Below are 22,577 nucleotides of genomic sequence, written 5' to 3' on the forward strand. Positions count from 1 at the left end.
AGGGCTCGAAGGCAAAGAGTAATACCGGAAAGGAAAACCCACGTGCCTCCTCTGTGCTATTTCTATAAGGATAACGCACGTCTCGAGTTAGTGGATTAGTCCTTTATACGGAAAGATAAATTGTGAAGACCCACGGATATCAGAATGCAAACCGCAGTAGAGATTTTTGCCTTCGTGCCGTGTTCTTACCCTCTATTCAACTGTTTAAAAGGGATAAAAGGAGGGATGAACCGACGTTATCTTTAGCTTTAAAGTAGGGTCTCACCTCTCAGAAGACCAGTCAAGGAATACACTTGACAGCCCTTCTGAGAGGTGAGAGGTAATTGGTAAGCTAAAGGTAAGAGATAATTTAGCCAGAATGGCTAATAAGAGTAACCAAAGAAAGAAGCCAAAACAGCTTCTCTTCTTAAAATTGCCCAAAAATAATTTAAAAAACCTTGGAGAGTGGGAGACTTGACAGTTTCGTTCATATCAGGAGGCTTGCCGTCTTCCCCGCGGAAAGAGAGTTATTTCCAAGTCCGCATTTTCTCCAAGCAAAAGTAACGAAACCGCTCTTAATGGGAGATTCCTATAAAATTAACACGGAGATTTAACAGAGCAAAGTAAAACCCCTGATAAGGATGTTATCAGGGGACTGTGCAAGTATCAATTTAATTGACCATTCGGCCTTTATCTTCCCAGAATGATTTCCGGATCACTACTTTTTGAATCTTTCCGGACGCGGTTTTAGGCAGTTCATCCATGAACGTAATACTTTTCGGCGCCTTGAAATGGGCCAGCTTTTCACGGCAGAATGCAATGATTTCTTCTTCCGTCAACGTTTCTCCGTCCCTCAGGACAACAACCGCGTGGGGCACCTCTCCCCATTTTTCATTGGGAACAGCCACGACGGCCGCTTCCAGTACAGATGGATGTTCATAGAGGGCACCTTCGACCTCAATAGAGGAAATATTTTCGCCGCCGCTAATGATGACATCCTTCTTCCGGTCAACGATTTCAATATTGCCGCCTTCATCCACGACAGCCATGTCCCCGGTATGCAGCCAGCCGTTACGGATCGTCTCGTTGGTTGCTTCCGGGTTTTTGTAGTACCCTTCCATCATCCCGTTGGTGCGAGTAATGATTTCTCCGATCGCCGTGCCATCATGCGGGACTTCATCACCAAGTTCATCCACGACTTTTACCCTGCTGCCAATCATTTCATAGCCTGCCTTTGCTTTCAGGCGATACCTGTCTTCTGCTGTAAGGTCAAGATCCATGGAGCGTAGTTCAGAGGTTGTAATCAATGGTGAGATTTCTGTCATGCCATACACCTGGACGAATTTCCATTTCAAATCTTCTTCCACTTTTCTGACAAAAGCCGGAGGCGGAGCCGACCCTGCAATGACGACCCGGACCTTCTGCTCAATAGCCGGACGCTCTGCTTCATAAGCTTCGATAACCATATTCAGCACGGTTGGTGCCATATGCAGTATGGAAACGTTATGTTTCTCTACTTTTTCCAAAATCAGCTTCGGATCCGTCTTACGGAGCATCACCTGAGTTGCCCCATTAGCTGTATAATAAAAAGGAGAGCCCCAGCCGTTGACATGGAACATCGGCAGTACATGCAGCAGTGTATCCTGATCAGAGACACGCAAATGATGCATCGTAGAAAGCGCATGCAGATAATTTGCGCGATGACTTAACAACACTCCCTTTGGATTACCGGTTGTGCCACTCGTATATAATAAAGATGCGATATCAGACTCTTCCAGTTCTACCCGGTCAAAGCTATCATTCGAAAAAGTCTCCAGCCATGCTTCATAAGCCAGACAGCCATCTTTTGCCTCCCCATGAACAATGACCTGCTCCAGGTCCGGAAGTTTGGGCAGGACTTCTTTCACTAACGGATAAAGGTCCTCATCTACGAATAATACTTTGCTTTCACTATGTTCGAGAATAAATTGATAATCAGCCGGCTTCAACCTGGTATTCAATGGAGTCATGATTGCCCCGACCTGGAATACGCCATAGAAGCCTTCCAGCATTTCAGTTGTATTTGGTGCCAGATAAGCTACTTTATCCCCTTTTTCTACCCCAAGCGCCTGCAGCCCCCGGGAAAGTTGATTGACACGCTCATTCATCTGCCGGTATGTCAGTACACGTTCATCATCGATGACTGCCGGTTTTTCTCCGTAAAGTTTAACTGCCCGATCTAAGAAATCAGTCAATATTAATGGTACATGCATGGCATCAGCTCTCCCCTTCTTTTTATTAAAGCGTTTACATTTACTATTGTAATGTTTTACCTGTTATATATCAATGACCCCTGCTTAAACAGCTGTTATATTTACTTTTTTTGTCACATATAAAAGACTTGGCTCGTCACCAAGTCTTCTTCTCTTCCATCCTATTTTGCAATAAGGGGAACACTAGCTATGTACGGACATTTTCCACTATAGTAGCGATTCCCTGGCCGACTCCTACACACATTGTCGCCAGCCCATATTGGATATCCCGCTTCTTCATTTCATGGACGAGAGTGGTCAATATCCTGGCACCACTGGCACCCAGGGGATGGCCGAATGCAATCGCCCCGCCATTGACATTCACTTTCTTTTCGTCCAGCTCGAGCTGGCGGATGCATTCCAAAGACTGGGAAGCAAAAGCTTCATTCAATTCAATCAGACCTAAATCAGAGATTGATAGACTCGAACGCTTCAACGCTTTTCTGGTCGCATGGATAGGTCCAAGCCCCATCACTTTAGGTTCCAGACCTGCCGTTGCAGATACCACATATTTAGCAAGCGGCTTCAGTCCTAACTCCTCTGCTTTTTCTTTTGACATTAATAATAAAGCTGAGGCTCCGTCATTGACGCCGGATGCATTCCCAGCTGTAATCGTGCCACCGTCAAATAATGGTTTGAGTTTGCCGAGCTTTTCCAAGCTGGTCTGCGGGCGGGGATGTTCATCCGTATCGACAGTAATTTCATTGCCTTTTCGGTCATGATAAGTGACCGGAACAATTTCTTCCTGGAAGCGCCCGGATTCCATTGCCTGTTTCGCTTTCTGCTGGCTGCCATAAGCGAATTCATCCTGCTCCTCCCGAGGAATCTGATAGCGCTCAGCGACATTTTCTGCTGTTTGTGGCATGCTGTCTGTTCCGTATTCTCTAGCCATCTTATCATTGACAAAGCGCCAGCCGATCGTAGTATCAAACATTTCCTGATTGCCTCTCGGAAAATCACTTTCCGGTTTCCCCATAACCAAAGGGGCCCGTGTCATACTTTCGGTACCACCAGCTATAAACATATCACCTTCGCCCGTCATAATTGCACGAGCTGCATAATTAACCGCGTCAAGGCCTGATCCACATAAACGATTGACCGTTACTCCTGCAACTTCGACCGGCAAGCCGGCAAGCAGCGCCGACATCCGTGCAACATTACGATTATCTTCACCAGCCTGATTCGCATTTCCAAGCACAACCTCTTCCAGTTCTTCCACCGGCACGCCAGAATTCCGTTCCAAAAGGGATCGAATGACAACCGCACCCAAATCATCCGGGCGGACATGCTTCAAAGCCCCACGATATCGGCCGATAGGAGTCCGTACAGCGTCAACGATGACTACTTCTCTCATTTCAGCACTTCCTTTTCGCGATAGTCATAGACACCACGGCCTGTTTTCCGTCCTAGTCTGCCTGCTTTTACGTATTGCTCGAGCAACGGCGCTGGCCGGTATTTTTCGCCCAGTTTTTCATGAAGGTATTTCAAGTTGTTCAACCTGGCATCAAGTCCGACTAGATCTCCCAGTTCAAAAGGACCCATCGGGTAATTGAGCCCCAGCTTGATCGCTTTATCTATTTCCTCTGGTGTACCGACGCCTTCCTGAAGCATATAAAAGGCTTCATTACCGACCAAAGTACTGATCCTGCTTGTCACAAACCCCGGAAATTCATTCACTACTACCGTTTCTTTCCCCATCTGTTCAGCAACAGTCCTAATCACTTCTGCGGTTTCATCACTTGTCTCCAGTCCGCGTACAATTTCGACGAGTGGCATTTTATAGACTGGATTGAAAAAGTGCATCGCAATCAGTTTCTCCGGCCGCTTTGTATAAGAGCCGATTTCCGTTGGACTCATCGTTGACGTATTGGTAGCAAAGTAACAAGTGTCTTTGGCGTGCTGATCTACTGTTTCAAAAACCTTACGCTTGATTTCCTGTTTCTCCGGCACCGCTTCGATCACCAAATCGGCCTCCGCAGCTATCTGCGCTAAATCAGTAGCATAGCTTAATAATCCATGAGCCTGATTACGCTGTTCCGGTGTAATTTTTCCTTTTTCAATGCCTTTATGGAATACTTTCTCCAGTTCGACTTCTGCACTGGCAAGCTGTTCTTCGCTGATATCTACAAGCACCGTCTCATAACCGCCCACGGCACTGACATATGCGATTCCTCTTCCCATCACGCCTGACCCGACGACTACTATTTTTTTGATCACGACCTAACCCCCAGTAATCTATTATTCTCACTTAACGGGCAGCTATTCTGCCTTAACTCACTCCTATTCCGCCCTAACGCAGCATTCCTCCCTGACTCCCCCGTATTCTTACCTAACGCGATCGAAAGGAGAAGGCTGCCTCAAGGAGACAGCCTTTGTAATTTACTGCTTTATCATACGCCGAGCGGATTGATCGGCTTGCTGCCGTAATACGAGATGATACTCTTTGTCTCGGTATATAAATCTAGTGTTTCGACGCATAGCTCGCGGCCGAATCCAGACTGCTTATAACCACCGAATGGTGTACCAGGGAATGCCGAGAATGGGCAGTTGACCATTACGATACCTGCCTCAATCTGATTGGCTACTCTCGTTGCGCGGCCATGGTCTTTCGTCCAGACTGCCGACCCAAGCCCATAATCACTGTCGTTAGCTAACTTGATCACTTCTTTTTCATCACTGAACTTCATGACGACAACAACTGGTCCGAAGATTTCTTCCTGAACTGCTTTCATATCATGATTCACATCTGTGATGATCGTCGGCTCATACCAATGGCCGTTTTCATACCCTTCTACTACCGCCGGCTTACCGCCTGCCAATACTGTCGCACCATCTTCCACGGCAGATTTCACATAGCCATCGATGACTTCCAGCTGCTGCTGACTGATGATGGCACCGATGTGGTTTTCTTTTTCAAACGGATTACCAAGCTTTAGCTTCTTTGTCTTCTCGACGAATTTTTCCATGAATTCATCGTAGATATCTTCATGGACATACAAACGGGAGCGCGCTTCGCAGGACTGTCCGGTGTTGTAGAAGATACCGAACAAGGAACCATCTACTGCGGCATCGATATCGGTGTCATCAAATACGATGCTCGGAGATTTACCGCCTAGCTCTAGCGTGACACGTTTCAAAGTTTGAGAGGCCTTGGCCATAATATCTTTTCCGATTGGTGTAGAACCGGTAAAGGCTACCTTGTCGACATCCGGATGTTCGACTAGATGGTTCCCTGCTTCAGAACCAGAGCCAGGAACAATGTTGACAACACCTTCCGGAACCCCTGCTTCGATACAGATTTCTCCCATTACGATGGCAGTCAACGGTGTAAGCGAAGCCGGTTTCACGACGACAGAACAGCCTGCCGCAATCGCCGGAGCCACTTTCCACGCCGCCATCATCATTGGATAGTTCCAAGGGATGATCTGGGCACAGACACCGACTGGTTCTTTTTCTGTATAGTTATGGAAGGCACCTGGCATATTGTTGACTGTACCGCGATGTCCGACGATTGCCCCAGCGTAAAACTCGAAATCTTCAATCGCCTGCATAACCTGTCCCTGTGCCGCTGATAGCGTCTTACCCGAATCAAGAATCTCCAGTTCTACTAATTCATTAAATCGGGATCGCATAATTCCTGCAATTTTATTCAACGTACGTGAGCGTTTATTTACAGGATAGCGCTTCCATTTTCCGTTATCAAAAGCATTACGTGCCGCTGCCACGGCGCGATCAACATCTTCCACGGATGCTTTGTCTACCTGGGCAATCGGTTCTCCTGTCGCCGGGTTGTGAATCGTCAACGTTTCTCCTGTAGAACTTTCTACTCGTTCTCCGTTAATAATCATATGGTAACGGTCACGCTTCATGTCCAGCTGCTCCAACTTTTGCTCTTTTACTTGTGCCATATTTTCTCCACTCCTTTAAAATTAGTTTTCCAGTTTGAACGCTTAATTTTCCACCTTAATCCATGTTCCCTACTTTCCGCTGAATTCCGGTTTCCGCTTTTGCAAAAATGCTTCGACGCCTTCCTTATAATCGGCGGTCAGCCCGGCAATTCGCTGTCCCTGGGCCTCTTTTTCCAAATAATCATCAAGCTCCATCGTCCAGCTCTCTTTCAAGTTACGCTTGATCAGCTGAATCGCTTTTGTCGGCATTGCTGCCAGCCGGCCGGCAAACTGTTCTACTTCTTTTCCCAACGACCCTTCCGGCACGACTTTTGTAACCAGCCCGAATTCTTTCGCTTCTTCTGCCGTTACCTTCTCACCAAGAATTGCTAATTCCAGGGCCTTGGCGTGTCCAACCAAACGCGGCAGATAATACAAATTCCCGGCATCAGGTATCAATCCGACATGGATAAACGCCTCTACCATGCTCGCTTTTTCAGAAGCGATCCGGAAATCACAGGCAAGGGCGAGACTCATGCCAGCACCTGCCGCTACCCCGTTCAGCGCTGCCACGATCGGCTTGTCACAACGGGCAATTTCTTTAATCATCGGTCCGTAGTAGGCGCGGATGATATCCCCTAAATTGGTTTCTTCATTGACCTCTGATAAGTCCTGACCGGAACAGAATGCACGGCCCTCCCCCGTAATGACCAGGCAGCGGACAGTGTCATCCTTGTCAGCCTGCTTGACAGCCTGCTGCACTTCCTTGTTCATCTGGCCAATGAAAGCATTGAGCTTATCCGGCCGGTTCATTGTTATCCAGGCTATGTTGTTATGTATCTGGTAGTTGATTGTTTCGAACATATCCATCCCTCCTTACTTCCCTTTGAAGTTCGGCCGCCGTTTTTCGATAAATGCTTTCATCCCTTCCTTTTGATCCTCGGAAGCGAATAACAGATAAAAATTCTTTCTCTCCAGCTGCATCCCTTCGTCCAGCGGCTGATCGACAGCTGTGTCGACAGCTTCTTTGATTAGACGCAGCGACAAAGGCGGCTGGTTCACAAGACGCTGTGCGAATGCTTCCGTTTCTTCCATCAGCAATTCTGGTGCGACCAGTCGGGCTGCGAGACCATACTCATACGCTTGCCGTGCCGTCATTTTATCCCCTGTCCATAACCAGCGCAGCGCGTGGGTTTTCCCTAATAATTTCGTCAATCGCTGTGTTCCGCCTGCTCCCGGCATCACCCCGATATTCACTTCCGGAAAACCGAAGCTTGCCGTATCCGAAGCAAAAATCATGTCACATGCCAGTGCCAGTTCAAAGCCTCCCCCCAGAGCAAATCCATGAACGGCACAGATGATCGGCTTCTTCACTCTCGCTATCCGGTCCCAATCGGCAAACGGGTTGTTCATTTCAAAATCGATTGGTCCATCGTCAGCCATTTCATCAATGTCAGCACCGGCAGCGAACGCACGCCCTGTTCCGCTTAGCAAAATCACTTTTACGTCTTCATCCCGGTCGAACATTTCCAGAGCTGAAATGACCTCTCTTACCATCCCCCGGTTCAGCGCATTGAGGACCTCAGGTCGGTTCAATTCAATCGATGCCACCTGCTCCTTTACGCTTGTTCGGATGAATGTAAAGTCACTCATTTACTTCTTCCCCTACCATTAACGTGACATAATCACCGGCAAAACCCATCAAATCTTTCCCGGAAGCCTTTCCTTCATCAGTTTTCATCGCTTCCTGCAACGCGTCATAACTGTCGTAATACATTTCGCACATCAAGTAGTACTTGCCTTCTCCTCCCATAGGAGATCCAGTAACTCTTGTAACCTTCATTTCTCTTAATCCAGGAATTTTCGCGGTAATCGGAGCATGCGTGTTGAAATAATGCTCATCGAATTTTTCTTTATCCTCCGGGTGTTTGTAAAGCGCGATCATTTTTACCATTGTTGATCATCCTTTCCTATTTAAAATCACATCATCGTCGATACAGGTTTCATGGCTTCAAAAGGATTTTTGCATTGTTTGCAATACAAAATACTGCGGCATGCTGTCGGTCCGAATATATTGTCCATAGTCGTGTAGGTCGATTGACAATAGGGACAGTCCACATGCCAGGCCCCATCTGGTCCGATTTTTTCTGGTGGAGGGGCGATGCCGAACTCTTTCAGCCGCTCACGACCCTCAGCAGTCACTCTCTCTGACGTCCACGGCGGATCATATACAAACACCGCAGTGGCGTTCTCCACCCAATCCAATTCGAGCAATTTGTTTTCCACGTTAGCTTTGATGATCTCAAGAGCTGGACAACCCATAAAGGTTGGCAGCATTTTCACTTGAACCGATGAACCATCAACATCAATTTGCTCTACCATCCCTAAATCAAGCACACTGACGGAATCAATTTCCGGGTCTTTCACCAAGGCAAGCTTTTCGCGGACGGCCTTTTCTGCCGTTGGCATGACAGGCATACGCTTCCCCTCCTTTCTGGATGTCAGTTACCAGCTGGCGACTGGATCTTGTTTATACACTTCACTTAATGTAGTAAGCGCGCTGTCTAAGTCTGATGTATGAACACCACTTCTTCCATCGCCCCGTTTCATCTCCACAGCTGGCAAAGACATTGGCAGCGGGGCAAATACCTTCTCCATCTCTCTATTCCATCGTTGGGTCAGAACTTCTTCTGACTCAATTAGACCAAGCGCGGCCATTTCCTCTCCCTTAGCACCTAACGCCAGGACGCCGCCCATATCTGCGGATACTTTTCCAATGGCATTCTTCATTCGCTCCGGAGCTTCTCCTTTAGCAGTGGCAAGCTGAGTGAACCATGTTTTCCAATGAAGCAAATGATAATATAATTCCATATTGATTTTCACAGCAGCATCTCCCAATGGCTGGTAAGAGGAATTTTTCAACGACTCAATGCGGATTTTCTTTGCCTGAGCGTAAAAATAATGACGTACTACCGCGAATGCCCAATCATATAGCGGCTTCTTCAAATAATGACCTGGCCCATTCACTTCCTCCAGCAGGACGGCATTCTTCCGCTGCGATGCTTCCCGGCCATGGGCTAAGGCATCAGCATTCCCTTCCCCTAAGTCTTCTAACAACTGATAATAGATGGCCGCATGCCCCATCGTATCCTGGTTGATCGATGAAAAAGCGACATCTTCTTCGATATGGGGAGCTAGCCCCAACCATTCCGACCCGCGAAAAGCGATGATGAAATCGTCATCGGCCAGCTGGTACAACAATTCCGTCAGAGTTGCTTTATAATTTGGATCAGCTTTCGCTTCCTGGACAGACTTCATTGTTTCTCCTCCCCTCCCCATGACAGAATTTCCTTCTCATCTAAAATGTTCTGTTCGTAATGACGCCATTTTTTCTTCAGGTATCCATATCCTTTGGTTGTTCGGTATTCCTTGTTGTCCAATCGTTGCAATGACTCTTTTTCTTCCTGTGTCATTTTCCTGACATTGGACCTTTTCACAACCCAGATATCCGCGACAGGCTGTCTCCGCATGAAATTCTCCTGCGCCATAACAAGCGCGATCTCTTCATTTGGCGCCAATAGGCTGAACTGATGCTGGACCTGGTCTCCATTCGACTTACTGCTGAAAACTTCAAATTCCTGATAAAAATCACGTCCATTATTCGTCGTCATTTCCATCCCCCCGTCTTTTTTACACGACTGCGCCGTCTGGACTTAATGCTTCACGTACCCACGCATTATTTTCATAAGCAGTAATTCTCAAATCCAGACGATCTTTTGATTTAGGACCGTTATTTCGTACAATCTCTTTAAATTTATTCCAATCCGGCTGACGGTACACCCACTGTCCCTTCTCCTTATCGTAATGGAGCGTTTCATCCGGAATTGTCAAACCAAGGGAAAGCACTCTAGGGATATATTTATCCAGGAAAGCCTGACGCAGCTCCTCATTTGTCTTTGTCCGGATACGATACTTGATTGTCGTATCCTGCTTCGAAGCACCAGTCGTACTGGCGCTTGCCGGGCCAAAGAACATCAGTAATGATTCCCACCAGCGGTCAATGGCATCCTGAATCAACGCTCGCTGTTCTTCTGTTCCTTCTGCCAGTGCCATGATGATTGCCTCACCATGCTGGGCATGAAAAACTTCTTCTGCACAAATACGTTTCAATGCCCTGGCATATGGTCCATAAGAAGCTTTCAGCATATTGGTTTGAGTAATGATCGCTGCGCCATCAACCAGCCAGCCGATCAACCCTGCGTCTCCCCAGGTAGGTGCCGGCATATGAAACACATTATGAAACTTTAAATCCCCACGGAATAAATCTTGCATAATTTCTTCCCTTGTTTTTCCCAGTGGTTTCATCAAGTCTTCCGCTACCCTCAACAACAGCTGCCCATGGCCCATTTCATCCTGCACTTTAGCCATGATTCCCAATTTCCTTCGCAATGATGGAGCTTTTGGCACCCATTCTTTCTCAGGAAGTGCCCCCATGATTTCACTGATTCCATGCATAGATATCAATTTAATCAATGTCATCCGGTACTCGTCGGGCATCCAGTCATCCGCTTCAATCTTATCCCCTTGCTCAATCCGCTCCATAAAATGAGCGTGTTTTTCTTCTTCAGATAGACGATCATAGGATAAAGTCGTCGACATATCCTTACCTCCTTTTTAATCATTACGATTCACAAACGTTTCAATTAAATCTGTAATTGTTGATTGCTGAATGTTTCCATGTCGTTAAACCTTCCTTCAAGCAAGTACAAGTAGTTTGAATAAGAAAAGGTTATTGGATTATGTACGAAGTGCAAGAATCTCATTTATATAACGTTAAAAAATCGTAACGATAAATATGTGTCATATTGTTTAACATAACGATACCGTGACAATAGTAAAAAGTCAATACGTTTTCAGAAAATTATAAAGAATACAAAACTATGAAGACCTGAACCGTCTGTGGAGAACTATGTAACGAGAGATTTAGGAAATTAATATAAAAGCAGCCGCTCATTCGATTTGAGCAGCTGCTTTACTGGTTTCTTATACGGTTTTTCGTTCAATAAGCCGGAAAGGCAATGCCTTGTGAACAACCTGGTCACTTTTTGCTTGCCTGAATGCCTCAGCTCCGATTTCATGAAGCGGTAGCCGGATGGTAGTGATTTGTAATGCCTCTGCTAAGGGCTGGTCGTCAAATCCAACAATAGCAAGCTTTTCAGGAACGGTTATCCCCATTTTTTCAGCTTCTAACAGAAGACCTGAAGCTACCAGATCATTGGTGACAACAAGAGCTGTTGGTGCGTCCTCGAGTTTCGTCCATTCCTGAAGCACACGGGCACCATCTTTCATATGTAAACACTTCTCAAAAATCCATTCATCTCTCACCGGTTCTCCGAGCTTCTCCAGCTGATCGCAATAGGCTGCATGTCTTTTTTGACTATTGCTGCCTTTTCTCCTGCTTATACAATAACCGATTTTCCTGTGTCCCTTTTCCATTAACACGTTCATCCCCAGTTGAAAAGCCTGGTAATGGTCAATAAAGATAGTCGATATCTCTTCGTCCAGTTTATTTTCACAAGCTACTACCGGTCCATAGGTACGATATTCTTTCAGGACGTGCCACGGTGAATTACGCGAAGTGAAAATTACACCATCGACCTGCTTGAGACGCAGCATGTCCAGCGCTTCGATTTCTTTTTCGGCTTCATAATTTGTCTGGATGACCATCAGCTTGTAACCGTCACTTTCCGCCGCATCTGCAATCCCTTCCAGCAGTCTGCTGAAATAAGGATGATTGATATAAGGGAGGACCACACCAATCACAGATGTCTTCCCTTTGGAAAGATGGACCGCATTAATGTTCTGCTGGTAATCGAGCTGCTCCACAGCTTCCCATACCGCTTTTCTTTTGTCTTCTTTCACATAGGGGTGGTTGTTAAGCACACGGGAAACGGTAGTGACCGATACATTGGCCAGCTTTGCGATATCACGGATATTGCTCATCCCTTCCCCTCCTTTTTCCAAAGTCTCCCCAGCGCCTCATGTGGAAAACTTCATTTTCACTAACCCTTTTTTAAAAATAACCCTTGCTCTGAAACGCGTTTCATAACTTAAAGTATAACCAACAAAGGAGGTGGAAAACATGATCGGTATACTCGTATTGTTTATGATGTGCTTCGTGGTGCTTGCCGGAGCACATGTTATCGTGAAAGGTCCAACCTCGGCTGAACCGCACAGCATTGAGGGTTTTCAAGATTATTTCATTAAGTGATCTTTTACCCGGTCGAGTGCCTGGTAGATTTCATCTTTGATCACCGGGTTATAAAAAACCGCAGCGGGGTGGTACAACGGAATAATCGTGTAGGATTTTTCCGTATAGTTGTAGTCTTTCCCATCGGTTTCTATTAACTTCTTCACCGGCGTTTCTATTGTACTTCCGACAATTTTGGTCATTTTATCTTTTCGTCCGGTCAACCGTTCATAAGCGACACTGCCAAGCGCAATGATTAAACGGGGGTTCATCTTAGCGATTTGGTAATCGAGGATGGGAGCATGAGCCAGAATTTCTTTTTGATTCGGCTTCCGGTTGGCCTTACGCTTCCCTCCTGTCCCTTTCTTGTTCGTCTTGACCCATTTATATGGCCTGCTGCGAACTGCACTGGTAATATAGACATCCTCCCGGGTCAATCCCAAATACTCCAATTGTTTGTCCAACTCTTTGCCGGCGCGTCCGATGAACGGTTTCCCTTCCACGGCTTCTTTTTCACCAGGTGCTTCCCCGACAATCATAATATCTCCACTTTCATTCCCGGCACCGATGACCAGTCCTTCGGTATCATAGGGGGCAATTCGTTCTTCAGCAAGTTTCACTAATTCTTCTGGTAATTCCATCTCTATCACCTTCATAACTTCAAGTTAATCGCCTCTTTAAGCGGTTTTTACCCTTCCTGACACCATCCAAAACCGTACGCTATCTCCTATTTTTCTTAAGGTATCACAAAAAATGCGCAAGAGAGACCATATCCCTTACGCATTCCTTTTATTTCGTTAAAAACATCAGTACGATAGCAGCTAAATATACTCCTGAGATCAGTAAGGATGGATAGATGTAACCGAAGGTAGTACGACGCTGCTTTCTGGTAATATTATATAAAATTAACAGAACGATCACGATGGTACTGCCACTGGTGACAAGATGAGTGGGCGCAGCATGCTGGAATAAGTTATTCCCGAAGTATATAGCATCTGTGAAGGAAAGCAGCATCACGTTGAAAGCACTGCTTCCAAGCATGGAACTTACCGCCATGTTGTAATTTCTTAATTTCAGAACCGTTGCCACACTAACCGCGTCAGGAAGGGAAGTACTTGCACCCACAAGAATCGATCCGATAAAGGTAGTTCCAAGTCCTGTGATTTGGGCAATTTGGTCAGCCGTTATAGTCAATACCGAACCGGCAATCATTATCAAGATTCCGTACAGTAGAAACCGGGAAACCACCTGATTTTTAGTATGATCATCAAAACGGCGATTTTCCCTCGACCTGCGCTTCACCTTTTCCTCAGAACGACTGTTAATCCATTTGATTCCTCCGAAATATAACAAGACGAGAACTACAGAAGTATAACCAACATGATAGATACCCTCAGGCAAGGTCAGGGATAACGCAATCATGACCACCATTGTCATGACAATCAATAGATAACTGTATAATTTACTTTCCTTGTTTGTATGCCACATGATCTGTTGTCGTCGATAATGAATATCCAATAAAGCCAATGCAAATAAATTGAATAAATTACTACCAAGTAAATTACCGATAGCCAGATCCGGACTATCAATAATGATGGCGGTAGCACTCGCCGTTAGCTCTGGAAGCGAGATAGCTACCCCAATCAATATACCGACAAAAGCAGAGGATGCTTTCGTCTTCTCTTTCACTCCATCACCATAGCTTGCCAGCTGAACTGCCAGGAAATAAGCAGCTATAGCGGAAAGTAGAAATAATACAAACATTAATATATCCATAAACTAACCCCTCGTTATTGTCGTTAACCCTATACCATTACCACCGCTATACCATTGTAAAACCAGCTAAACTTTCCCAAGTAAGAAAATTACCAAAAGATCCTTCTTCAACAACAAGCCCAAAAAGTCGAAGACTTGCTGGAGATATTCTATATCTAGGGTTCTTTACCATAAAAGTGTCAGAGGTGGTTGGGAAACTACTCGCTTTCCTGTGGGGAACTGGCGAGCTTCCTCGGGCTATCGCCCTGTGGGATCTCACCTAGATCCTTCTCCCACGGGAGTCTCGCAGTTTCCCAACCACCCCATCCGAAGGATTGGAGAAAAGAACCCCCTGTTTTAAATGAGACTGTATTTTACAATCATTGCTTACAAGCACGTTTTTACAAATAGTGGTGTCTATTCAAGAAGCTTTTCAAAGTCCAATGGGATTGAGCTTTGAAATCCCGCAAGGCAAAGCTTGAGGAAGCTCACCAGCTCTCAACCGTAACGGAAACAAATATATCTTGAAACTAAGTCTTCTGTAAAAGGGAGCTTAATCTGAAAAAGTATCACAGTGATTTATTAGCGCCTATTAAAAAAGGAGGCACCCTTCTACTTAGAAGTGTACCTCTCTATAAAAATCTTAACCTTATTGATCAAGAGCTTCTGCAACGTCGTAGTCATCAGGAGACAGTTCCGTCTCTTCTTCTGATGCCAGCCTGGCAAGTTCGGCTCCCAGATATGGGCCTACGGTTAGCCCTGATGCACCTAAACCATTTGCCATGAGGACGCCTTCCAATCCCGGCACAGCACCGAATACAGGTAGAAATCCAGGCGTGAATGGCCGGAATCCCACCCTTGCTTCCAGCATGGAACTATCTGTTAAGCCAGGTGCTATCCTCAGGGCTTTATCAAAAATCTCATGCAGCCCGCCGGCAGTCACACGACAATCAAAGCCTGTGTCATCCTCATGTGTGGCACCCACGACGATACGACCTTTTTCAAAGGCAAGCATGTATTGAGCCGTCGGTGGCATAACTACGGGCCATGCGCTTGTGTCAGCTCCCGGGATTTCTAAGTGTACAATTTGCGCACGCTGGCCCGTGATCTTAAAATTCACTCCCAGCGGTTGGAATAATTCCGCACCCCAGGCTCCAGCAGTGACGATCGTTTTATCAGCCATGAGCCGTTCGTCGCCCGTATCTACTCCAATTACATGATTACCTTCTTGAACCAATGAAGCATTGGCATGACGAAAATCAGCACCATTTTTCATTGCGGCGCTGATCAGCGCGTGACGAAGCGCCTTGCCGTTGACTCTGGCTCCACCACTGACATGGACCGCCCCATATTCATTAGACAGCGGTGGAAACAGTGCCTTTGTCTCTTCCTGCGATAAGCGAGTGATCGTCCCGATTTCCGGAGCGTCCTCCCTCCGCTGATAAGCCCGTTTTTCCATTTTATCCAATTTTTCCTCATCCGTATGGAGGCTGATCGCCCCGACTTTTTCATAACCGGTTTCCGTTTCCCCGTCCTCTTTCAATCGATCGATTAGCTCAGGGTAGTAACGGGCCCCTCCTTTTGCAAGACGGTACCATTTCTTATTACGTCGTTGTGTAAGCCATGGGCATACGATACCGGCAGCTGCATCTGTCGCCTGTCCAGGTTCGTTGCGATCAATTAAAGTAACCTCCGCTCCTGTTTTAGCTAGATGATAGGCAGTAGACGCACCAAGGATCCCTGCCCCGACGACAATATAGGATTGCATGTGAAACACCTTTTCTTTGTTGTGTCTTATCATCTAGCTATTCTACAAGACATGGCTTAGAGACTCAATCTTTAGCAGACATTCTCTTTACCGGCAGATAAAGCGTGAATTTCGTGTTGGCACCTGTATAAGGCTCATAGCGTTCAAAGCCATATCCGCTTATTTGTTCATATCCATTTTCATTAATCCATTTGTGCAAAAAGGGGTAAGGGTCATAATTGTGTTCGTCAGGATCATAATCCAAGGCAGCGTAGTCTTGTTCATCAAACGTTCGGGACACCATGCCTGAAGGTAGGTTATCATGCCCGTCCACTTCAACTGCAGCGATCCATGTGAATGGCTCGGTGTCCGTATTCCAGTCTTCAGGATCGATAAATACCCCATAAGATACCGGCGCATTCAGACGATTTTCAATGGTGATCATTTGTTTCGTATGGAATTCTTCCATAAGTCTCGGAATCTTCACGTCCTTCTCGACCATCGTCGTTTCACAAGCTGCTCCCATTACCTTAAAACTTTCCAATTTGACTATTTTCGGCTCTGTCAATGTCTTTATTTTACCGCCCATGTCGAATCTCCTCCTTTTTTAAAGAAGTTCTAGACGGAGACCACAATTCCTTCCAGCTAATGTAAAATCATTCTTATTACTTATGAAAATGAAACATTCGCCCTGCGCCACTTTTTCTAGGCGGATGCTCTCCCCTTCTTCCGCACTTGCACATATCCTAATTAAAATGACGATAGGAGGAAAAGAAATGTATGAACACCCGGAAGCTCATCTGATGGAAAGAGGTTTCTGTATCTTTCCTGGCTATAAATGGTGCGGACCGGGTTGCAGCGGCCCTGGCGCACCAGTGAATGGGGTGGATATGTGCTGTATGTATCATGATATTTGTTACCAGCAGTATGGTCCTTCGTGCTACTGCGACCGCGCTTTCATGGAGTGCCTCCGAACCAGAATCAACCCTTATACTTTAGAAGGAAGGCATGCACGAACGATTTATAACTATATGAAATTCCAACAGCTGTTCACCTGTACGCTTGGATAAAAAAAGAGTAAAACGACTTCTTCCTGGTCGCTTTACTCTTTTTCATTACTTAATGATTGGATCTTTTTGTTCTGCCCGCTGTTTATTAATCGCTTCACGGACATGATATAGCTCAGCGAAAATCGCCGTTAGTAAAATAGTAATGATACTTAGGAAAGTCGAATAAACACCGAGCTGTACATCTCCAATCAATAGCCCAATCATCAATCCGACAAATACGCCAATTCCCACATAAAGTAATATTTTTTGAAAAGTCACCGAGTACATCCTATCTCTCCTTCTCTGTCTACAATTCTACTTCTATTTTTCCATACCCTCTCAACTGGGGTTTTAACACTTAGAGCTTCCCTGTTATAAGGAGGGTGTGCATATTCCCATGGAATTATGAGTTTATTAGCCAAAAGCGGGATTTATTGGCGGATTTCAGGATATGTTGGCTATTTATCAATTTTATTTGCCAGCTCTAGCCACTGGAAAAAGTTCACACAATATCCAAATGTGAAATGATTCACAAACATATTTTTCATTTACAATAATTACATAAAGCGGTAGCTAAAAGGAAAGGAAGCGATTAGGATGACAACTTTAACAGCTCTTCCACAAGCATGGAGAACTTTTATAGATGGAAAATGGCGAGACGAAATTGATGTCCGGGATTTTATTATTCATAACTATTCCCTTTACACAGGAGATGAGGCATTCCTCGCCGGACCTACCGATGATACCACAAGGTTATGGAAGCAAGTAATAGAACTGACTGAGGAAGAACGCGAACGTGGCGGCGTGTGGGATATGGATACAAAAATCCCATCTTCCATTACCTCGCACCGTCCAGGATATCTGAATAAGAACCTTGAGAAGGTAGTTGGAGTTCAGACAGACTCCCCTTTCAAAAGATCGATGCAGCCATACGGCGGTATCCGAATGGCAAAGCAATCCTGCGAGTCTTACGGTTATACACTCGATGAAGATACCGAAAGAATTTTTACCGATTACCGGAAAACACATAACCAGGGCGTCTTTGATGTTTATACACCTGAAATGAAATTGGCGAGAAAAGTAGGAATTATCACAGGACTTCCTGATGCTTATGGCCGCGGCCGTATTATCGGTGACTACCGGAGGGTCCCCCTTTATGGAGTGGATTTCCTTATTGAAAAGAAACAGCAGGACTATCATCAGCTTGGGGCAGATGGAGTTATGTCTGAAGAAGTGTTGCGCGATCGGGAAGAGCATGCCGAACAAATCCGCGCCCTTCATGAATTAAAAGAAATGGCAGCAAGCTACGGTTTTGACATTTCCCGCCCTGCCGTCAATGCACGCGAAGCATTTCAATGGCTGTATTTCGCTTATTTAGCGGCAATCAAAGAACAGAACGGCGCTGCGATGAGTCTTGGACGGGTATCTACTTTCCTGGATATTTATATCGAACGGGATATAAAGGAAGGTGCGTTGACCGAACAAGAGGCGCAAGAATTAATCGATCATTTTGTCATGAAGCTGCGGCTAGTTAAATTCGCACGTACACCAGAATACAACGAACTCTTCAGCGGAGATCCTACCTGGGTAACAGAATCTATCGGCGGTCTGACTGTCCATGGAGACCCAATGGTTACCAAGAGTTCCTTCCGATTTTTGCATACGTTGACCAACCTGGGACCTGCACCTGAACCTAACTTGACAGTTCTCTGGTCTGAAAAGCTCCCGGAAATCTTTAAGCAATACTGCGCGAAGGTTTCGATTAAATCCAGCTCCATTCAATATGAAAATGATGACATTATGCGGAAGCACTATGGTGATGATTATGGAATTGCCTGCTGTGTCAGCGCGATGGAAGTCGGGAAGCAGATGCAATTCTTCGGTGCCCGTGTCAATTTGGCCAAAGCGCTGCTTTACGCTATAAACGGCGGAGTAGATGAAGTCATGCATGTTCAGATGACCCCTCCTTTCCGTCCTGTCACAGCTGATATTCTGGAGTACGAGGAAGTACGCGAAAAATACGATCAAGTCCTGGATTGGCTTGCTAACTTATATATGAATACGCTGAACGCCATCCACTACATGCATGATAAATATGCCTATGAACGAATCGAAATGGCCCTCCATGATCCAAAAATACTGCGGACTATGGCTGGGGGAATAGCCGGATTGAGTGTCGTGGCTGATAGCTTAAGTGCAATCAAGCACGCAAAAGTCCATGTCATCCGCGATCAAAATGGCCTGGCCGTCGACTATGAAGTCGTCGGTAATTATCCGAAGTATGGCAATAACGACAAACGCGTCGATGATATTGCCGTAGATATCGTCAAAACCTTTATGAACAAGTTCAAACAGCACAAAGCCTATCGCGGTGCAACACCGACTATCTCCATTTTAACCATTACATCCAATGTGGTTTACGGAAAGAAAACAGGCAGCACACCGGACGGCCGTAAAGCAGGTACACCTTTTGCACCGGGAGCAAACCCACTTCATGGACGAGATGAATCAGGAGCGCTCGCATCCTTGAACAGTGTCGCAAAAATACCTTATGAATATGCGCTGGATGGTATTTCTAACACGTTCAGTTTTGTACCAAAAGCACTCGGACGCACCTTGAATGACCGTGTCGACAACCTGGTTTCCATCCTGGATGGCTATGCCATAAAGGAAGGACACCATTTGAACATCAATGTTTTCGAGCGGGAAACGTTGATGGACGCGATGGAACATCCAGAAAAATATCCACAGCTGACGATCCGTGTTTCCGGCTATGCCGTCAACTTCATCAAACTGACCCGGGAACAACAGTTAGACGTTATCAATCGTACATTCCATGAAAAAATATAGTTCTTTATCGTTTAGCATAATCAGGGAGGTATTTTTATGAACGGTCGTATACACTCAATCGAAACTTGCGGAACAGTTGACGGGCCCGGACTCCGATACGTTATCTTTACCCAGGGATGCCTGCTCAGATGCCAGTTTTGCCATAATCCTGACACCTGGAACCGAACCGGAGGGACGGAGAAATCAGTCGAAGAAATTATTGAAGATATCAAGGAATACCTCCCTTATATCAAAGCAAAAGGTGGTATAACCGTAAGTGGCGGTGAGCCGTTGCTGCAAATTGATTTTTTGACGGAACTCTTCCAAAGGTGCAAGGAGCTCGGCATCCATACAGCCATCGATACCTCGGGCGGCTGCTTCAGTAGCTCCCCTGCGTTTTTAGCTAAGATGGAGGTACTCTTGAAGTTCACGGATTTAGTTTTGCTCGACCTGAAGCAGATGGACGCTGATAAACACAAGTCACTGACCGGCATGACTAATAAGCAAATCCAAGACTTCGCCCGCTTATTAGCTGAAAGAGACATTCCAGTCTGGATCAGACGCGTGCTTATTCCCGGGCTTACGAATGAAGCGGAAGAACTACAACACCTAAAAGAATTTATCGATGGCTTAGGTAACGTGGAAAAATTAGAGGTGCTTCCTTATCACACCATGGGCGTCTACAAATGGGAACACCTCGGGTTAGAGTATCCCCTCGAAGGCTATCGTTCCCCTTCCAAGCAAGAAATGGAACAGGCAGAAGATATCTTACAACCCGCTTCCTTTTGAGGAAGCGGTTTTTTCATGACCAAGTGGCAGGATCAAAAATACAATCATTGCCCCCTCCGCCTTGAGACCGATGCCATTTACCTTAAATGATTGATGTGATTTCCTTAAAATTCTATATAATGTAAATTAGAGGATTTGGAAGGAGCTGGATATATGGATAGTATCATCAAGGTAGATGGCATACGAAAAATCTATAAAATGCGGAAAACGAAAGAAATCTTTGTTGCGGTAGATGAAGTTTCTTTTGAGGTGAAAAAAGGAGAAATCCTGGGTCTGCTCGGCCCTAACGGGGCTGGGAAGACCACGACGATCAAGACGATCTGCGGCCTGCTTGTCCCGGATGAAGGCACCGTCACCATTAATGGATTTGACAGTGTAAAAAAGCGCAATAAAGCTCTCCGTCATATCAGCGCCGTTCTGGAAGGTAATCGGAACCTTTACTGGCGAATGACTGTCGAGGAAAATCTTGAATACTTTGCAGGCAACCGCGGCATGTCAAAAAAAGCGATGAAGCCGCACATCGATAAATTGCTAGAGCAATTCCGTTTGAAAGAGAAGAGGCAAGAATTAGTCAACAAGCTGTCCCGCGGTATGCAGCAGAAGCTGGCAATCGCAGTAGCTATGCTGGCAGATACCGATGTCATTCTGCTGGATGAGCCGACTTTAGGACTGGATGTCGAAACCGGCTACGAAGTACGGGAAATCCTGCGGTACATCGCTAAAAAAGAAGGCAAGACCATTATTATCAGCACCCACGATATGCCTGTGGTGCAGGATTTATGTGAGCGTACGGTTATCATTAACAACGGAAGGGTAATTGCAGATGAACATGTAGATCATCTCCTACAATTATTCAAAACGAGCGCTTACCAAATCAACTTGAAAGAACCGCTAACAGAAGAGCAGCAGGAGATGCTTAAGTTTGAGTTCCCAATGCACTCCTGGAAGGGGCTGGACTTACAGGTCAGCCTGGAAGAAGAACATGAAATCTACGCTTTGATGGACCTCCTGAAACGAAACCATACACCGATCGAAACCATCAGCCGGACAGAAGTAAATTTTGAAAAAGTATTTATGCAGCTGGTCAAAGAGGAGGCTGCCTCATGACAACACTTTGGAATGTCATTCGCGTTAATACCAAAAAAGAATATATTGAGATGAAGCGATATTTCGCTAATACGCTGAGCCTGCTGCTGACCTTCTACATTATCTTCCTTGCGATGTTCTTCGGCATCCAGGTCATCGGTGACCCGGCAGAAGCAGGTGCGAACACCCAATTCATCATCGTTAATTATATTTTCTGGTACTTCGCGATGATGACACTGCAATCGATTGGCTGGACTGTCTCGGACGAAGCGATGCGAGGGACGCTGGAACAGTTATATATGTCGCCTATGGGGGCATGGCGAATTTTACTCTCCCGGTTATCGGGGATGATATTCATCCATTTCCTGATTGTCATTTTTTTGTTGTTTTTATCCATGCTCACCACTGGGGAGTGGCTGAACTTGAATCCAGCAGCCACTATCCCTATCCTGCTGTTGACGATTGCCAGTATGATTGGAGTGGGGTTCATGATCGCTGGAATGTCGATCATTTTCAAGCAGATTAGTGCATTTTTACAAATTCTTCAATTCATCATCATGGGATTGACCTTTGTACCATTATCTGTCGCTCCATACCTTATTGCAGCGCCATTTGTAAAAGGAGTCGATATGACGAGGCAGATCATGATCCAGAATTATTCACTGGCTGATTTTTCGATATCGGATTATTCTTGGCTGATCGCGAATGCCGTGGTATACGGAATAATTGGTGTTTCCGTTTACCTTGTCTGCGAAAGGTATGCAATGAAAAAAGGACTACTCGGACATTATTGATTTAAAAAACTCCTAGTTGTGGTATGATGTATATAGATAATCATACAATAAAAAATAGCCGCAGCATTTGCTGCGGCCATGGATACACGCCCCCTCCGGGGGATCAGCTATCCACTACAGG

Annotated in this window: 22 protein-coding genes; 5 read left to right on the forward strand and 17 right to left on the reverse strand. The window is 45.7% G+C overall.

Features of this window, described 5'->3' with window-relative positions; translation table 11 throughout:
- Positions 1–650 precede the first annotated feature (650 nt).
- The 16 genes from ACGTNI_RS10760 to ACGTNI_RS10835 all read right to left on the reverse strand — a co-directional run bounded on the left by ACGTNI_RS10760 (position 651) and on the right by ACGTNI_RS10835 (position 16,498).
- Positions 651–2,231 carry a long-chain-fatty-acid--CoA ligase gene (locus tag ACGTNI_RS10760; RefSeq protein WP_394462264.1) on the reverse strand — a complete coding sequence of 527 codons (1,581 nt, stop codon included), beginning with the start codon at positions 2,229–2,231 and terminating at the stop codon, positions 651–653.
- Positions 2,232–2,418: 187 nt separating this feature from the next.
- Positions 2,419–3,624, reverse strand: a complete 1,206-nt coding sequence (locus ACGTNI_RS10765; protein ID WP_394462266.1) for a 3-oxoadipyl-CoA thiolase — start codon at positions 3,622–3,624, stop codon at positions 2,419–2,421.
- Positions 3,621–4,487, reverse strand: coding sequence for a 3-hydroxyacyl-CoA dehydrogenase (locus ACGTNI_RS10770; protein ID WP_394462268.1), 867 nt, complete (start codon positions 4,485–4,487; stop codon positions 3,621–3,623). The genes ACGTNI_RS10765 and ACGTNI_RS10770 overlap by 4 nt, the downstream gene beginning before the upstream one ends.
- Before the next feature lie 173 nt (positions 4,488–4,660).
- Complete coding sequence (locus ACGTNI_RS10775; protein ID WP_394462270.1) at positions 4,661–6,178, reverse strand: aldehyde dehydrogenase family protein; 1,518 nt, start codon at positions 6,176–6,178, stop codon at positions 4,661–4,663.
- Between the two features lie 69 nt (positions 6,179–6,247).
- Positions 6,248–7,021 carry an enoyl-CoA hydratase-related protein gene (locus ACGTNI_RS10780; protein WP_394462272.1) on the reverse strand — a complete coding sequence of 258 codons (774 nt, stop codon included), beginning with the start codon at positions 7,019–7,021 and terminating at the stop codon, positions 6,248–6,250.
- Positions 7,022–7,033: 12 nt separating this feature from the next.
- The gene (locus ACGTNI_RS10785; protein WP_394462274.1) at positions 7,034–7,810 is read right to left on the reverse strand and encodes an enoyl-CoA hydratase/isomerase family protein; all 777 of its coding nucleotides are present in this window, start codon (positions 7,808–7,810) and stop codon (positions 7,034–7,036) included.
- Complete coding sequence (locus ACGTNI_RS10790) at positions 7,803–8,111, reverse strand: EthD family reductase (protein WP_062438802.1); 309 nt, start codon at positions 8,109–8,111, stop codon at positions 7,803–7,805. Before ACGTNI_RS10790 ends, ACGTNI_RS10785 begins: the two co-directional genes overlap by 8 nt.
- Before the next feature lie 26 nt (positions 8,112–8,137).
- Positions 8,138–8,635: a 1,2-phenylacetyl-CoA epoxidase subunit PaaD gene (gene paaD / locus ACGTNI_RS10795; RefSeq protein WP_394462277.1), complete on the reverse strand. Its 498-nt coding sequence runs from the start codon at positions 8,633–8,635 to the stop codon at positions 8,138–8,140.
- A gap of 27 nt (positions 8,636–8,662) precedes the next feature.
- A complete protein-coding gene (paaC, locus tag ACGTNI_RS10800) occupies positions 8,663–9,475 on the reverse strand; it encodes a 1,2-phenylacetyl-CoA epoxidase subunit PaaC (RefSeq protein ID WP_394462279.1) in 813 nt (270 codons plus the stop codon).
- Complete coding sequence (gene paaB / locus ACGTNI_RS10805; protein WP_394462281.1) at positions 9,472–9,828, reverse strand: 1,2-phenylacetyl-CoA epoxidase subunit PaaB; 357 nt, start codon at positions 9,826–9,828, stop codon at positions 9,472–9,474. Before paaB ends, paaC begins: the two co-directional genes overlap by 4 nt.
- A gap of 19 nt (positions 9,829–9,847) precedes the next feature.
- On the reverse strand, positions 9,848–10,816 hold the full coding sequence (gene paaA / locus ACGTNI_RS10810) for a 1,2-phenylacetyl-CoA epoxidase subunit PaaA (RefSeq protein WP_394462283.1): 969 nt from the start codon (positions 10,814–10,816) through the stop codon (positions 9,848–9,850).
- A 384-nt stretch (positions 10,817–11,200) separates the two neighbouring features.
- Complete coding sequence (locus ACGTNI_RS10815; protein WP_394462285.1) at positions 11,201–12,160, reverse strand: LacI family DNA-binding transcriptional regulator; 960 nt, start codon at positions 12,158–12,160, stop codon at positions 11,201–11,203.
- 252 nt (positions 12,161–12,412) lie between these two features.
- Positions 12,413–13,048 (reverse strand): uracil-DNA glycosylase, encoded by a 636-nt coding sequence (locus ACGTNI_RS10820; RefSeq protein ID WP_394462287.1) that lies wholly within the window; start codon positions 13,046–13,048, stop codon positions 12,413–12,415.
- 148 nt (positions 13,049–13,196) lie between these two features.
- Positions 13,197–14,183 carry a sodium:calcium antiporter gene (locus tag ACGTNI_RS10825; protein ID WP_394462289.1) on the reverse strand — a complete coding sequence of 329 codons (987 nt, stop codon included), beginning with the start codon at positions 14,181–14,183 and terminating at the stop codon, positions 13,197–13,199.
- Between the two features lie 628 nt (positions 14,184–14,811).
- Positions 14,812–15,930 (reverse strand): NAD(P)/FAD-dependent oxidoreductase, encoded by a 1,119-nt coding sequence (locus tag ACGTNI_RS10830; RefSeq protein WP_394462291.1) that lies wholly within the window; start codon positions 15,928–15,930, stop codon positions 14,812–14,814.
- A 64-nt stretch (positions 15,931–15,994) separates the two neighbouring features.
- The gene (locus ACGTNI_RS10835; RefSeq protein WP_394462293.1) at positions 15,995–16,498 is read right to left on the reverse strand and encodes a GyrI-like domain-containing protein; all 504 of its coding nucleotides are present in this window, start codon (positions 16,496–16,498) and stop codon (positions 15,995–15,997) included.
- Between the two features lie 187 nt (positions 16,499–16,685).
- On the opposite strand from ACGTNI_RS10835, the gene ACGTNI_RS10840 reads away from it, so the two are divergent.
- Complete coding sequence (locus ACGTNI_RS10840) at positions 16,686–16,979, forward strand: phospholipase A2 family protein (RefSeq protein WP_394462295.1); 294 nt, start codon at positions 16,686–16,688, stop codon at positions 16,977–16,979.
- Positions 16,980–17,024: 45 nt separating this feature from the next.
- On the opposite strand, the gene ACGTNI_RS10845 is transcribed toward ACGTNI_RS10840, so the two are convergent.
- A complete protein-coding gene (locus tag ACGTNI_RS10845) occupies positions 17,025–17,246 on the reverse strand; it encodes a hypothetical protein (protein WP_394462297.1) in 222 nt (73 codons plus the stop codon).
- A 309-nt stretch (positions 17,247–17,555) separates the two neighbouring features.
- Here ACGTNI_RS10845 and pflB point away from each other — a divergent pair, with 309 nt between their 5' ends.
- The 4 genes from pflB to ACGTNI_RS10865 all read left to right on the forward strand — a co-directional run bounded on the left by pflB (position 17,556) and on the right by ACGTNI_RS10865 (position 22,456).
- Positions 17,556–19,808 carry a formate C-acetyltransferase gene (pflB, locus tag ACGTNI_RS10850; protein ID WP_394462299.1) on the forward strand — a complete coding sequence of 751 codons (2,253 nt, stop codon included), beginning with the start codon at positions 17,556–17,558 and terminating at the stop codon, positions 19,806–19,808.
- Positions 19,809–19,844: 36 nt separating this feature from the next.
- Complete coding sequence (gene pflA / locus ACGTNI_RS10855) at positions 19,845–20,576, forward strand: pyruvate formate-lyase-activating protein (RefSeq protein ID WP_394462301.1); 732 nt, start codon at positions 19,845–19,847, stop codon at positions 20,574–20,576.
- 153 nt (positions 20,577–20,729) lie between these two features.
- Entirely contained in the window at positions 20,730–21,683 is a 954-nt protein-coding gene (locus ACGTNI_RS10860; protein WP_394462303.1) for an ABC transporter ATP-binding protein, read from the forward strand.
- The gene (locus tag ACGTNI_RS10865; RefSeq protein ID WP_394462305.1) at positions 21,680–22,456 is read left to right on the forward strand and encodes an ABC transporter permease; all 777 of its coding nucleotides are present in this window, start codon (positions 21,680–21,682) and stop codon (positions 22,454–22,456) included. Before ACGTNI_RS10860 ends, ACGTNI_RS10865 begins: the two co-directional genes overlap by 4 nt.
- The last annotated feature ends 121 nt before the right edge of the window (positions 22,457–22,577 follow it).

The organism is Thalassobacillus sp. B23F22_16, assembly GCF_043496955.1.
Taxonomy (GTDB): domain Bacteria; phylum Bacillota; class Bacilli; order Bacillales; family Halobacillaceae; genus Thalassobacillus; species Thalassobacillus devorans_A.